Origin of the sequence: Actinomadura montaniterrae, from assembly GCF_008923365.1 — a bacterium.
GTDB classification, from domain to species: domain Bacteria; phylum Actinomycetota; class Actinomycetes; order Streptosporangiales; family Streptosporangiaceae; genus Spirillospora; species Spirillospora montaniterrae.
The window spans coordinates 19,204-31,968 of sequence record NZ_WBMR01000103.1 but is presented as its reverse complement, the minus strand read 5'-3'; the positions used below and the strand labels follow the sequence as shown (position 1 = coordinate 31,968).

The 12,765-nt window shown below is 74.0% G+C and carries 10 protein-coding genes and 1 pseudogene; 7 read left to right on the top strand and 4 right to left on the bottom strand.

Features of this window, described 5'->3' with window-relative positions:
• A pseudogene (locus F9B16_RS29190) lies at nucleotides 1–545 on the bottom strand (MFS transporter); the annotation flags it as partial.
• 137 nt (nucleotides 546–682) lie between these two features.
• On the opposite strand from F9B16_RS29190, the gene F9B16_RS53920 reads away from it, so the two are divergent.
• From F9B16_RS53920 to F9B16_RS29175, 3 genes are all read left to right on the top strand, one after another.
• Nucleotides 683–1,975 (top strand): lytic transglycosylase domain-containing protein, encoded by a 1,293-nt coding sequence (locus F9B16_RS53920; protein ID WP_151543418.1) that lies wholly within the window; start codon nucleotides 683–685, stop codon nucleotides 1,973–1,975.
• 70 nt (nucleotides 1,976–2,045) lie between these two features.
• Nucleotides 2,046–2,954 carry a ferrochelatase gene (locus F9B16_RS29180; protein ID WP_151543417.1) on the top strand — a complete coding sequence of 303 codons (909 nt, stop codon included), beginning with the start codon at nucleotides 2,046–2,048 and terminating at the stop codon, nucleotides 2,952–2,954.
• Nucleotides 2,951–3,760: an inositol monophosphatase family protein gene (locus tag F9B16_RS29175; protein WP_151543416.1), complete on the top strand. Its 810-nt coding sequence runs from the start codon at nucleotides 2,951–2,953 to the stop codon at nucleotides 3,758–3,760. Before F9B16_RS29180 ends, F9B16_RS29175 begins: the two co-directional genes overlap by 4 nt.
• 98 nt (nucleotides 3,761–3,858) lie before the next feature.
• Here F9B16_RS29175 and F9B16_RS51300 read toward each other — a convergent pair whose 3' ends face one another.
• A complete protein-coding gene (locus F9B16_RS51300; RefSeq protein ID WP_190859996.1) occupies nucleotides 3,859–4,035 on the bottom strand; it encodes a hypothetical protein in 177 nt (58 codons plus the stop codon).
• 209 nt (nucleotides 4,036–4,244) lie between these two features.
• On the opposite strand from F9B16_RS51300, the gene F9B16_RS29170 reads away from it, so the two are divergent.
• Both F9B16_RS29170 and F9B16_RS29165 read left to right on the top strand, forming a co-directional pair.
• Entirely contained in the window at nucleotides 4,245–4,898 is a 654-nt protein-coding gene (locus F9B16_RS29170) for a response regulator transcription factor (RefSeq protein WP_151543415.1), read from the top strand.
• Entirely contained in the window at nucleotides 4,895–6,226 is a 1,332-nt protein-coding gene (locus tag F9B16_RS29165; RefSeq protein WP_225992033.1) for a sensor histidine kinase, read from the top strand. The genes F9B16_RS29170 and F9B16_RS29165 overlap by 4 nt, the downstream gene beginning before the upstream one ends.
• 13 nt (nucleotides 6,227–6,239) lie before the next feature.
• Here the strand turns inward: F9B16_RS29165 and F9B16_RS51295 are convergent, their stop codons facing one another.
• Nucleotides 6,240–9,062, bottom strand: a complete 2,823-nt coding sequence (locus tag F9B16_RS51295) for an ABC transporter substrate-binding protein (RefSeq protein ID WP_192809053.1) — start codon at nucleotides 9,060–9,062, stop codon at nucleotides 6,240–6,242.
• A 64-nt stretch (nucleotides 9,063–9,126) separates the two neighbouring features.
• Entirely contained in the window at nucleotides 9,127–10,854 is a 1,728-nt protein-coding gene (locus F9B16_RS29145) for a serine/threonine-protein kinase (protein ID WP_151543414.1), read from the bottom strand.
• Nucleotides 10,855–11,364: 510 nt separating this feature from the next.
• On the opposite strand from F9B16_RS29145, the gene F9B16_RS29140 reads away from it, so the two are divergent.
• Nucleotides 11,365–11,661 carry a DUF4193 domain-containing protein gene (locus F9B16_RS29140; RefSeq protein ID WP_067893074.1) on the top strand — a complete coding sequence of 99 codons (297 nt, stop codon included), beginning with the start codon at nucleotides 11,365–11,367 and terminating at the stop codon, nucleotides 11,659–11,661.
• 61 nt (nucleotides 11,662–11,722) lie between these two features.
• Complete coding sequence (locus F9B16_RS29135) at nucleotides 11,723–12,538, top strand: hypothetical protein (protein ID WP_225992032.1); 816 nt, start codon at nucleotides 11,723–11,725, stop codon at nucleotides 12,536–12,538.
• The last annotated feature ends 227 nt before the right edge of the window (nucleotides 12,539–12,765 follow it).

Genomic DNA, 12,765 nt, shown 5'->3' with positions numbered 1-12,765 from the left:
GTGCAGGCGGCCGCCGCGCCGAGGCCCGCCGCCGGGTGTACCCCGGTGGCCAGCGCCGTGACGACCAGCGGCCCGGTGACGAAGATGCCCTCGTCCACGACGGACTCGAACGAGAACGCCGTGTGCAGCCGGGTGGGGGAGTCGCGCAGGACGTGCGACCAGCGCGCCCGCACCCACGCGCCCAGCGACACCTGCGTCAGCCCGGCGGCCGCGGCGGCGGGGAACAGCGTCCACACCGGCAGCCCGGCCAGCGCGAAGACGATCAGCACGGCGAAGCTCGCGGTGTTGGCCAGCACGAGCGGGACGAGGACGCGGCGCTGCCCGTACCGGTCGGCGTACCGGGCGCTGAGCGGGGCGCCGACCGCGTAGGCGATGGACAGCGTCGCGGTCACGGATCCGGCGATACCGTACGATCCGGTAACCGCGGACACGAGAAGGACGATGCCGATCCCCACCATGGACATCGACATGCGGCCGACGAACCCGGCGGCGACGAACGGCCGGGCGCCGGGAACCGACAGCAGCTCCCGGTACGGACCGGACATCCGCGACTCCCCTCCCCACCGGGAGGAGGGCGCCCCCGGCCCCCATCGTTCGACTTCAGCCCCATGATCACGTTACCTGGGGGAAAGAAGTGCCAAGACGTGTAACTCACCCGTAGCGACACTCGTTGGGAAATGTTGTGGCTCCTCCATCAGCACCGCGCGCGGCCGAGGGCGGGGCGCCGGACGCCGCGGCCCCCGTCGGGGCGCCCGCCGCGCGCCCGCCCCGGCAGAGGCCGCAGAAGAAGAAGCGCAAGGGCCGGACGTCGCAGGGCGCCCCGGCGGGCCCGGCGCGCAAGGGTCCGCACCGTGTCCTGCCGCCGCTCATCGCGACGATCGCCGCGCTCGCCGTCGCCAGCACGTCCGCCGGCGTCTACGCGGCGCTGACCACGGACGGCTCGGGGCACGCCGCCTCGCCCGGCGCGCGGCACGGCGACACCCCGCCGAGCGCGGGCCAGGGCGACCCGGTGAAGGTCGTCGACGACGGGCAGGTCGCGCCGCTGCGCCGGGTCGTCCCGCCGGACGTGCTCGCCGCCGAGGCCGGGTCCATCTCCGCCGCCAAGATCGCCAAGATCGCGAAGCTGAAGAAGGTCCGCGACGTCGTGGCGGTCGCCGGCGGGGCCGTCCAGCTCCAGGGCCGGCAGGTGAACGCGTTCGCCGTCGACCCGTCCTCGTTCCGCTCCTGGACGCCGCCCGGCACCGCGAAGCGGACCGACCTGTGGGCGGCGCTCGCCGCCGACCGGTTCGTCGTGTCGCCGGACGCCGCCAAGCAGCTGCAGCTGACCCAGGGCTACGAGTACCCGGTGGTCGGCCGGACGATCCCGAAGCTGACCATGGGCGGCTCCGGCGACCTCGGCCTGCCCGGGATCAACATGCTGGTCAGCAAGAGGTCCGGCACGCAGATGGGTCTCGTCCCGAACGTCGCGGTGCTCGTGAACGCGCCCGGGGTGAGCCCGGCGAAGGTCGTCGCGGCGGTCCGCAAGATCCTCGGCGCGGGCGCGAACGTGGTGAACCTGCACGACGCCAAGTACCAGTCGTCCGGCACCGGCGGGAAGGCGACCAGCTACCTGGACCTGTACAAGCAGGCCGCCACCACCTGCCCCGGCCTGTCCTGGACGGTGCTCGCCGCGATCGGGCAGGTCGAGAGCGACCACGGCCGCAACGCCGGCCGCTCCAGCGCCGGCGCGCTCGGCCCGATGCAGTTCATGCCGGCCACGTGGAAGACCTACGGGGTGGACGGCGACGGGGACGGCAAGGCCGACATCATGAACCCCTACGACGCGATCCCGGGCGCGGCGAAGTACCTGTGCGCGAACGGCGCGGGCCGCGGCGGGCAGCAGCTGTACCGGGCGGTCTGGCACTACAACCACGCCGACTGGTACGTCCAGAAGGTCCTGAACCTCGCGAAGGCGTACGCGGCCCGGTTCAGCTGATCAGCTGATCCGGGCGGCCGGTGCTCCACCCGTGGCGGGGCACCGGGAGGGGGGCTGGTTGGATGGAGGCATGACGTCTCACGACGCGTTGCTTCTGCTGTCCTTCGGGGGGCCGGAGGGGCCCGAGGACGTGATCCCGTTCCTGGAGAACGTCACCCGGGGCCGCAACATCCCGCGCGAGCGGCTGGAGAAGGTCGGCGAGCACTACCACCTCTTCGGCGGGGTCAGCCCGATCAACCGGCTGTGCCGGGAGCTGAAGGCGGCCATCGAGGCCGACTTCGCCGCCCACGGCGTCGACCTGCCGGTGTACTGGGGCAACCGGAACTGGACCCCGTACCTCGCCGACACCGTCCGGCAGATGCGCGACGACGGGATCCGGCGCGCGGCTGCGTTCGTCACGTCCGCCTACAGCGGCTACTCCACGAACGACCAGTACCTCCAGGACATCGCGCGCGCACGCGAGGAGGTCCCCGGCGCACCCGAGATCGACAAGCTGCCCGTCTACTGCGACCGCCCCGGCTTCCTCGACCCGTTCGTGGACGCGACGCGGGACGCGCTCGGCCGGCTCCCCGGCGGCGCGCGGCTGCTGTTCACCGCGCACAGCGTCCCGCTGGCGCAGCCGAACCGGGAGCTGTACGTCGCCGAGCTGGAGGAGGCCGCCCGGACCGTCGCGGACCGCGCCGCCCCCGGCACCCCGTGGGACCTCGTCTACCAGAGCCGCAGCGGCCCGCCGTCCCAGCCGTGGCTGGAGCCGCAGATCACCGACCACCTGGAGAAGCTCGCCGGCGAGGGGGTCCGCGCGGCGGCGGCCGTGCCGATCGGGTTCGTCTCCGACCACATGGAGGTCAAGTACGACCTCGACGTGGAGGCGGCCGGACGCGCCGCCGACCTGGGCATCGCGTTCGTCCGGGCGGCGACGCCCGGCGGCGACCCGCGCTTCGCCGCACTGCCGCGCCTACTGATGGAGGAGGGGAATTGAGCCTGCCCGAGGAGCTGCTGGAGCTGGCCGCCGCGACCGCCCGGGAGGCCGGCCGCATGCTGGTCGACAAGCGCCCGGCCGGCGGCCCGGACGTGGTGCAGACCAAGTCGTCCCCGACCGACGTCGTCACCCAGATGGACCGCGCCGCCGAGGCGCTGATCATCGAGCGGATCCGGGCCGCCCGCCCGGACGACGCGTTCCTCGGCGAGGAGGGCGGCGAGCACGGCGGCGGCAGCGGCGTCCGCTGGGTGATCGACCCGATCGACGGGACCGTCAACTACCTCTACGACCTGCCGGACTGGGCGGTCAGCATCGCCGCCGAGGTCGACGGCGAAGCCGTCGCGGGCGCGGTGGAGATGCCGCGGCGCGGCGAGTCGTACACGGCCTCCCGCGGCGGCGGGGCGCTGCTGCACACCGCGTCCGGCACCCGCGAGCTGCGGGTGACCGAGCGGGTGCCGCTCGCCCAGGCCCTGGTGGCGACCGGGTTCGGCTACGACGCCGTGCGGCGCGCCGCGCAGGCGCGCGTGCTCACCGGGGTGCTCCCCGCCGTCCGGGACATCCGGCGCGGCGGCTCCTGCTGCGTGGACCTGTGCTCGCTGGCCGCCGGGCGCCTCGACGCCTACTACGAGCGCGGCGTCCAGGCGTGGGACATCGCCGCCGGCGCGCTGATCGTCCAGGAGGCGGGCGGGCGCGTCGAGGGCCTGCACGGCGCCGCGCCGGGGCCGGAGCTGACCATGGCGGCCGGGCCGGGCACGTTCGAGGCCCTGCACGACCTGCTGGCGCCCCTCGACCCCCTCACGGACTAGCGCCGGCCCTCACGGGCCGGCGAGGGCCGGGCCGGCGGGGCCGGGGGACGAGAAGAGCCCGGGACATGGGGCGTCCCGGGCTCCCTGCGGTGGGCGTCTCAGTCGCAGCGGGGTGGTTCGACGCCGATGTCGTTGTTCGCTGCGATCCGGCGCAGTTCGTTGATCTCCTCCTGACGGATGTCCGCCAGGTAGGTGTCGCCTTCCGCGTGGGCGCTGCGCAGCGACGCGTACGCGTCGTCGAGTCGCTGCTGAATCGTGCGTGACAACTCGCCCATGGGCCTCCTCCCGGATCGTGCCCATGCCTACCCAGCCGTAGGCTGAAGGTAAACCTGTTCGCCGGTGCAATTTTCGCGGATCCTTACGCCGCCAGTTAACGCGGCGCGGCGAACGCCACCTTGAACAGGTGTTTACGGGCGTCTTACGACTTCCGTGGCATACCTGGGACCACGGGGCGGACCGCGCCCCGACCGGAGGGGGACGCAGAGTGCGTGTTCTAGTCGTCGAGGACGAGCGGGTGCTCGCCGACGCGATCGCGACCGGGCTGCGCCGCGAGGCGCTCGCCGTGGACGTGGCCTACGACGGCGCCGGCGCCCTGGACCGCGCCGGGGTGAACGAGTACGACGTGATCGTCCTGGACCGCGACCTGCCGCGGGTGCACGGCGACGACGTGTGCAAGCAGCTGGTGGCGCAGCGCTACCCCGCGCGGATCATCATGCTGACCGCCGCCGGGGAGCTGGACGACCGGGTCGAGGGGCTGTCCATCGGCGCCGACGACTACCTGGCCAAGCCGTTCGCCTTCGCCGAGCTGATCGCCCGGGTGCGGGCGCTCGGCCGCCGCGCCGCGGCGCCGCTGCCGCCGGTGCTGGAGCGCTCCGGCGTCGCGCTCGACCCGGCCCGCCGCGAGGTGACCCGGGACGGGCGGGTGGTGGAGCTGACCCGCAAGGAGTTCGCGGTGCTGGAGGTGCTGCTCAGCGCGGACGGCGCCGTCGTCAGCTCCGAGCAGCTGCTGGAGAAGGCCTGGGACGAGCACATCGACCCGTTCACCAACGTCGTCCGCGTGACGATGATGACGCTGCGCAAGAAGCTCGGCGACCCCCCGGTCATCGAGACCGTGCCCGGAGTGGGATACCGCCTTTGACTTCCGAATCCGCACCGCAGAACGAGCCGAACGGGCAGCACGGGCAGCACGCGCCGGGTGGGCCGGGCGAGCCGGCGTCCCGGCAGACGCAGCCGGGGGCGGACGAGCGGTCCGCGCGTCCCGGCCGGTGGCGGCGCCCCGGCCCGCAGCAGGTCCCGGGCCCGGAGCTGGGCGGCAGGACCGCGTGGCGCGGCGAGGGCGGCGTGTCGTTCGGCGAGCTGAAGAAGCTGCCCGGCCGGATGAGCGTCCGGCTGCGGCTGACCCTGCTGTACGGGCTGCTGTTCTTCATGGCCGGGGCGCTGCTGCTGTTCGTGATGTCGGTGCTGATGGCCAACATCCTCGGCAACGTCAAGGTCATCGGCCTCGGCATCACCGACGCCGAGGCCGCCGAACTGCAGCACCAGTTCGTCGAGCAGACGATGAAGCAGCTGGTCGGCCGGTCCCTGATGGCGCTCGCCGGGGTCGGGGTGATCACCCTCGTGCTCGGCTGGTTCGTCGCCGACCGGGCGCTCAGCCCGCTGCAGCGGGTCACCACGACGGCCCGCCGGCTGTCGGAGAGCACCCTGCACGAGCGGATCGCGCTGGAGGGCCCCGACGACGAGATCAAGGAGCTGGCCGACACCTTCGACGCGATGCTGGAGCGGCTCGGCCAGGCCTTCGACTCCCAGCGCCGGTTCGTCGCGAACGCCTCGCACGAGCTGCGCACCCCGCTCGCGATCAACCGGACGCTGCTGGAGGTCGCGCTCGGCGACCCGGAGGCGTCCGACGACCTGCGCACCGTCGGCAGGACGCTGCTCGCCACCAACGCCCGGCACGAGCGGCTCATCGAGGGCCTGCTGCTGCTCGCCCGCAGCGAGCGGGAGCTGACCACCCGCAACCCCGTCGACCTCGCCGAGGTCGCCGCGACGGTGCTGGAGCACTCGGCGCGCCGCGAGCACGACAACGACGTGGCGGTGCACCGGGAGCTGACGTCCGGGACGGCGCTCGGCGACCCGGTGCTGCTGGAGCACCTGGTGTCCAACCTGGTCGAGAACGCGGTCAAGCACAACGACGCCGAGGGCGGCGAGCTGTGGATCCGCACCGGCATGCTCGACGGCTACGCCACCGTCCAGGTGGAGAACACCGGCCCGGTGGTGCCCGCCTACGAGGTCGAGCGGCTGTTCGAGCCGTTCCGGCGGCTGAACGCCGACCGGGTCGAGTCCGCGAAGGGCGCGGGCCTCGGGCTGTCGATCGTCCGCTCGGTGGTGCTGGCGCACCGCGGCGCGGTGTACGCGGTGCCGCGGCCGGGCGGCGGGCTGATCGTCACCGTCCGGCTCCAGCCCGGCTGAGGTCCCGGGCCCGCTACTTCAGCGCCGCGCTCGCGACGGTCGGGTCGCCGTCGTAGTCCGGTTTCAGGTTCACGTACTTGGCGCTGACGAGCGCTCCGGCGCCGTCGTAGGCGAGCGGGATGAGCGCCATGTCGTCCAGCGCCGTCTTCTCGGCCTGCTTGTACAGGCCGGTGCGGGACGACGCCTGGGACGTGCGGACCGCGTTGGAGATCAGGTTGTCGAAGCCGGAGTTCTTCCAGCCGGACAGGTTGTAGTAGTCGTTCTTGGGGGTCGCGACGATGGTGCCGCCCAGCAGCGGCCACAGCATCGTGTAGGGCGCGGGGTAGTCGGGGCCCCAGGAGAACAGGGCGAGCCCGGACGCGTCGTCCGCCGCGACGGTGCTGCGGAACCTGGTGAAGTCGGGGACCTGCACGATCTTCACGTTCCAGCCGAGGACCGACTCCAGCCGGTCGACGATGGCCTGGGCCGCGGCCTGGTTGCTGGCCAGCTGCTGCTGCGTGTACAGCCGGACGATCGTGCCCGTGCCGAGACCGGCCTGCGCGGCGGACGTCTTCGCCTTGACCGGGTCCGTCGCGTCGCAGGACGCGCACACGCCGGGCTTGCCGAATCCGGGGATCGAGGGCGGGACGATCCCGTGCGCGGGCCGCACGGCGGGCCCCCACACCTGCGCGAGCTGGGTGCGGTCCAGCGCGTAGGAGACCGCGAGCCGGGCCTCCTTCGACTTCATGGGCCCGCGCGCGGTGATCGGGACGAGCATCCGGGTGTACGGCAGCGTGGTCATCACGAGCCCGCTCGTGCCGCGCGCGCTTGCGAGGTCGGTGCCGCGCAGCGCGGCCCAGCCGGTCTCGCCCGAGGCGAACTGCGCGCGTCCCTGGGCGGTGTCCGACGTCAGGTCGACCTCGACGCCGTCGAGCTTCGTCTTCGTGAACGCGTACCGGGCGTTGCGGACCAGCATCGCGCTCTTGCCCTTGGTGTAGGCCTGGAGCTTGAACGGCCCGTTGCCGACGGGGCTCATGTTGAAGGTCTGGTTGGTGGACGGCCCGGCCGCGCGCGGGACCGGCGCGAAGACCGGATCGGCGAGGCGGGCGGGGAAGTCGCAGCTCGGCGTGGTGAGCCGCACGGTCAGCGTGTCGCCCGTCGCCTGCACGCCGGACAGCGCGTCGGCCTTGCCCGCCGAGACGTCCGAGTAGCCGTCGATGTCGGTCATCAGGATGGGGCCGGCGCCGGTCGCGGTCGCGGCGCTGCGCGCCCAGCCGCGCGCGAACGCCGCCGCGTCCACTGGCTCGCCGTCGCTGAAGGTCGTCCCGCCCCGGATGGTGATCGTCCAGTTGGTGCAGGACGCGTCGGGGCGGATGTTCGTGGCGAGGCGGTTGGCCATGGTGCCGTCCGGGCGGGTCTCGGTGAGCCCGGTGAACAGCTGCTTGCCGAGGAACCGCTCGGTGCCGCTGAAGCTGTGCGACGGGTCGATGGCGCCCTGGTCGCTGCTCACGTCCGTCACCGACATCCGCAGGGTCCCGCCGGTCCGGCCCGCGGGCGGGGCGGGATCGTGACCGCCGTCCCCGTTCATGCTGACGATGACCAGGGTCGCGGTGAGCGCGAGCGCCACGGCGGCGGCGCCGCCCGCGCCGGCCAGGACGCCGATCCGCTTGCGCGACCGGGTGCCGGGCGGCTTCGTCATGTCGACCCCGGGCCCCGGTGGGCCCTGCTGCTGCCCGGACGGCCACGTCGACGCTCCCGCGTAGGCGGACGGCCCGGACCACGGCCCGCCCGGCGCCTGCGGCTGCTGCTGCGCCTGCGGCTGCGGCACGGGCATCTGCGCCGGGGGCGGCGGCAGCTGGTGCAGCGGCGGGGGCGGCTGCACCAGCTGCGGATGCGAGCCGAGCGCCTGCGGCGTCAGCGGCTGCCGGACGCCCAGCGGCGACTGCGCCGCCAGCAGCCGCGCCGAGTCCGCGGCGGCCGTCTCCGCGCCCCGGCTGAGCATCTCGTCGGCCCCGTCGCCGCCCGCGCCGCCGGGCTTCGGCGGGTTCCCCGCCAGCGTCAGCAGCGTCGCCAGGACCTGCTGCGACGCGGGCCGCAGCGCCGGATCCTTGCTCAGGCAGTCCGCCACGACGCCGCGCAGCGGCTCCGGCATCATGCCGAGGTCCGGCGCCATGTTCAGGATGCGGTGCATGACCGCCGGGATCGAGTCCTGCCCGAACGCCGGACGCCCCGTCGCGGCGAACGCCATCGTCGCGCCCCAGGCGAACACGTCGGCCGCCGGGCCGACCGGCGCCCCCGAGATCTGCTCCGGCGCCATGTACGCGGGCGTCCCCACGGCGGTGCTGGACAGCGTGCCCGTCGCGTCGAGCGCCCGGGCGATGCCGAAGTCGATCACCCGCGGCCCGTCCGCGGCGAGCAGCACATTCGCCGGCTTGAAGTCGCGGTGGACGACCCCGGCCTGGTGGATGGCCGCCAGCGCGGTCATCGTCCCGATCGCCAGCCGGTCCAGGTCGGCGCCACGCCGCGGGCCGCCGTCCGCCAGCGCCGCCGACAGCGACGGGCCGTCGATGTACTCGCTGACGATGTAGGGCCGGTCGCCCTCGACGTCGGAGTCCAGGATGCGGGCCGTGCAGAACGCCGAGACCCGCTGCGCCACCGCGACCTCGGCCGCGAACCGCGACCGGGCCTTCGGGTCGGTGCTGAAGCGCGCGTGCAGCAGCTTCACCGCGACCCGGTGGCCCGGTTCGTCCTCGGCGAGGTAGACCGCGCCCTGCCCGCCCTCCCCGAGCAGGCCCGTCAGCCGGTAGTCGCCCAGCCTTTCCGGATCGCCCGGGCGGAGCGGGCGGATGTCGGCCATCGGAATCCTTCGGGGAGGGGGCGGAGGTCGTCGGTGTCCGGGTCCGGTCAGCGCGGGACGGCGGTCACTCGCTCACCGTCCCGGACGCCGCCGGGGTCACCGCGGTGCGGGTCTCCCGCCACTCCCACCGCATGCTGCTGCCGCCGGGGTTGACGAACCTGACGTAGCCGGGCGCGCAGTTCTCCGTCTTCTGCCCCGCCATCGGCGTCTCCTGGTACTCGACGTAAGTACTGCTCTCGTCGCCGGACAGGAGCGAGAGGTTCGTGTAGCAGGTCGGCTGCACGCTGCCGTAGTCGTACTTCGCGGTGCCGTGCGTGTAGACCAGCGCGAACTCCGCCTTGAAGTTCTGGTGGCCGGCGGGCGCATTCGGCTGGTAGCCGTTGCCGTCCCAGACGCCGACCAGCCCGCCCCGGGCCGGGGCCGTCGTCGTGTCGTCGGTCGGCGGCGTGTAGACCGACGACGTCGGCGGCGTCGGACCCGCGTCGTCGTCGCTGTTGGAGGCGATGATGACGAACACCACCACGCCGATGATCGCCAGCAGCGCCAGCGCGCCGCAGCCGATCGCGATGGCCGGACCCGGCGAGCTCGACTTGGCGGGCGGCGGCCCGTAGGACGGCGGCGGCTGCATCGGCTGCATCGGGGGCCGCTGCCCGATCGGCATGTTCGGCGGCGGCGGGGGCTGCATGCCGCCCTGGTACATCGGCATCGGCGGCGGCGTGATCGGCTGGGGGGGCGGCGTCGCCGGCCCGCCCATGCCGCCCTGCATGCCGCCCTGCATGCCGCCGCCCTGCATGCCGCCGCCCTGCATGCCGCCCTGGTGCAGCGGCATCGGCGGCGGGGTGATCGACTGCTGCGGCGGCTGCGGGCGCGGCGCCGGCGGCACCCGCGGCGGCGCCGGCATCTGCGCGGCGATCCGGGTGCCCTGGTTGAGCAGGTCCTCCTGCCCGGCCCCCGGGTTCGACGGCGCGGCGCCGACCGCCCCGAGCAGGTTCAGCAGCAGCTGCGGCGCCGGCGGGCGCAGCCCCGCGTCCTTGGACAGGCACCGCGCGACCAGGTCGCGGACCGGGCCGGGCGGCAGCGCCGACAGGTCCGGGTCCTCGTTGAGGATGCGGTTGATGATGACCGGCAGCGTGTCGGCCTCGAACGGCGACTGCCCGGTCGCCGCGAACACCATCGTCGCGCCCCAGGCGAAGATGTCCACCGCCGGTGTCAGCGGCGCGCCGGTCAGCTGCTCGGGCGCGAGGTAGCCGGGCGTGCCGACGACCATCCCCGTCGCGGTGACGGCGCTCTCCTGCGAGTTGACCGTCCGGGCGATGCCGAAGTCCACGACGCGCGGGCCGTCGGACGCCAGCATGACGTTGTTGGGCTTGAAGTCGCGGTGCACGATCCCGGCCTCGTGGATGGCCGCGAGGGCCGTCACCGTGCCGATCGCGAGCCGCTCCAGCTCGTCGGCGCCGAGCGGGCCGTTGTGCGCGACCACGTCGTGCAGCGACGGGCCGTCGATGAACTCGCTGACGACGTACGGCTGGTCGCCGTGCACGTCGGCCTCGAGCACCCGCGCCGTGCAGAACGGCTCCACCCGCTGCGCCGCCGACACCTCGCGGGTGAAGCGGGCGCGCGCCGCGGGGTCGTTCGCCATCTGGGCGTGCAGCAGCTTGATGGCCACGTACTCGCCGCCCGGGGCCCGGCCCAGGAAGACCGCGCCCTGCCCCCCGGCGCCGAGCCGGCCGACGACCTCGAACTGACCCAGTGCCCTGGGATCGCCCGGCTCCAGCGGAGCGGCATCCGGCATCTGATCCTCCAGTGACCCGCAGTGATGTCCCGCGACATGGTGCGTCCGGACCCCGTCGTAAGGCCCGGGCGCCCGTACCGGCCCCGCCGGTGCCGGCGAGCCCGGCCCCCGACCTCAGGCGGGCACGATATCGCGTTAGTTCAGACGTTTCACCGAAGCGTCTGGTTCAGCGGTCCACCAGCCGGTTCGAGCCGTCCCGCGCGCCGCGGGCCGGTCGGCGCGCGCAACGCTCCCGGGGCGGGTATGATCCCCGCCGCCGCGGGAACCCCGGCAGGCGCCACCGGCCCTTCGGGAGCATGCCGGAGCGCCGGGCGGGCGTGTGAGGGACGACACAACGCGAGGATGGGAAACGGGTGATCGGTGTCACTCGTGGGAACGGTCGCGCCTCGTGTGTCACAGCTCACCAACCGTGACAGAATTTCCCGCCCGGATCGGGCACAAGAACGGTCCCCCGAGCGTTAGTTCCGCGCGACGGGGCGCATAAAGCACTGAGGGGGATGGAGATAGAAGATGGCGACCGACTACGACAGCCCACGCAAGACAGACGACGACCTGAGCGAGGACAGCCTCCAGGAGCTCCAGGCCCGGCGCGCCGACAAGGCCGCCAGCATCATCGACGAGGACCTGGACGCCGGTGAGGTCGCCGAGCTGCCCGGCGCCGACCTGTCCAACGAGGAACTGACCTTCCGGGTCGTCCCCCGGCAGGCCGACGAGTTCACCTGCACGCGCTGCTTCCTGGTGCACCACCGCAGCCAGCTGGCCACCGAGAAGAACGGCCAGCCGATCTGCCGCGAGTGCGCCGCCTGACACGTCCGGGATGACACGTCCGAGGGGAGCGTCCCTTCGGAGAGGCGCCACCGGGAGCGGCATGACGGGAGAACTGGAACGACGGCACGACGACGTGGAGCCGGCGCACGGCGGCGGCTCCACGGAGGTCGGCGAGCTGATCGGCAGGCTCGCCGGCGACGAGGAGATGGACCGGGAGACCCGGAGGCGGCTGCTCGGCCGGCTGGCCCGGCTGCTCGGGCAGGGCGCCCGCCGGGCCGGCGCCGCCGGGATCGCCCGCGGCCGCCTGCTCGCCGACCTGCTCATCGAGGCGGCCCCGCACATCCCGATCCGCGATCTGGAGACGCTGAGCCGCCACCACCACGGGCTGGCCGGCGAGGACCTCGCCGACAACCTGGTGAAGGTGGCGGGCAACGCCACCACCGCCGTGGGCGCGGCGGGCGGCGCGCTCGCCGCGGTGGAGTTCGCCGCTCCGCCGCTGCTGCTGACCGCCCCCGCCCAGATCGCCGCCGAGACCCTCGTGGTCGCGGCGATCGAGGTGAAGCTGATCGCCGAGCTGCACGAGGTGTACGGGGTCAGCGTGCAGGGCTCGGGCACCGCGCGCGGCGCGGCGTTCGTCACCTCCTGGGCGCGCCAGCGCGGCGTCAACCCGCTGGAGGGCGGCACGTTCACCAGCGCGCTCGGCTCGGCGGCCAAGGCGACGCTGCGCAAGCGGATGATGCGCACGTTCGGCCGCCACCTGACGACGATGGGCCCGCTGCTGACCGGCGCCGCCGCGGGCGCCGCGCTCAACCGGGCCGCGACGAGGGCGCTCGCCGCGAAGGTCCGCCAGGACCTGCGCGGCTCGGTGGACGCCCCGCCGCGTCCCTTGCGATCAGGGCCCGGCGACCTCGACTAGGACTAGCGGCCCGGCCCCCGGCCGCGCTCGGGTGAGCGCGGCATCGCTTCGCGACCTTCCCGTCGGGAGGCTCGCCTTCGGCTTCGCCTCCCGAACGGTCAGGTGGCGCGCTCGCGCGACGGCTGAGCGTCGCGTCCCCCGGCGGCGCTCCGTCCCGCAGCCGACAAGCGTCGTGGGGGGGGGGGGGCGGGCGGGGGCCGCGGACGGCCCGGCGGTCCCGCCAAGGG

What these genes read in the sequence shown, in the direction of transcription:
- F9B16_RS29180 (WP_151543417.1), top strand. Translation starts at nt 2,046, where the DNA reads ATGACGTCTCACGACGCGTTGCTTCTGCTGTCCTTCGGGGGGCCGGAG.
- F9B16_RS51300 (WP_190859996.1), bottom strand. Translation starts at nt 4,035, where the DNA reads ATGGGCGAGTTGTCACGCACGATTCAGCAGCGACTCGACGACGCGTAC.
- F9B16_RS51295 (WP_192809053.1), bottom strand. Translation starts at nt 9,062, where the DNA reads ATGGCCGACATCCGCCCGCTCCGCCCGGGCGATCCGGAAAGGCTGGGC.
- F9B16_RS29145 (WP_151543414.1), bottom strand. Translation starts at nt 10,854, where the DNA reads ATGCCGGATGCCGCTCCGCTGGAGCCGGGCGATCCCAGGGCACTGGGT.
- F9B16_RS29140 (WP_067893074.1), top strand. Translation starts at nt 11,365, where the DNA reads ATGGCGACCGACTACGACAGCCCACGCAAGACAGACGACGACCTGAGC.
- F9B16_RS29135 (WP_225992032.1), top strand. Translation starts at nt 11,723, where the DNA reads ATGACGGGAGAACTGGAACGACGGCACGACGACGTGGAGCCGGCGCAC.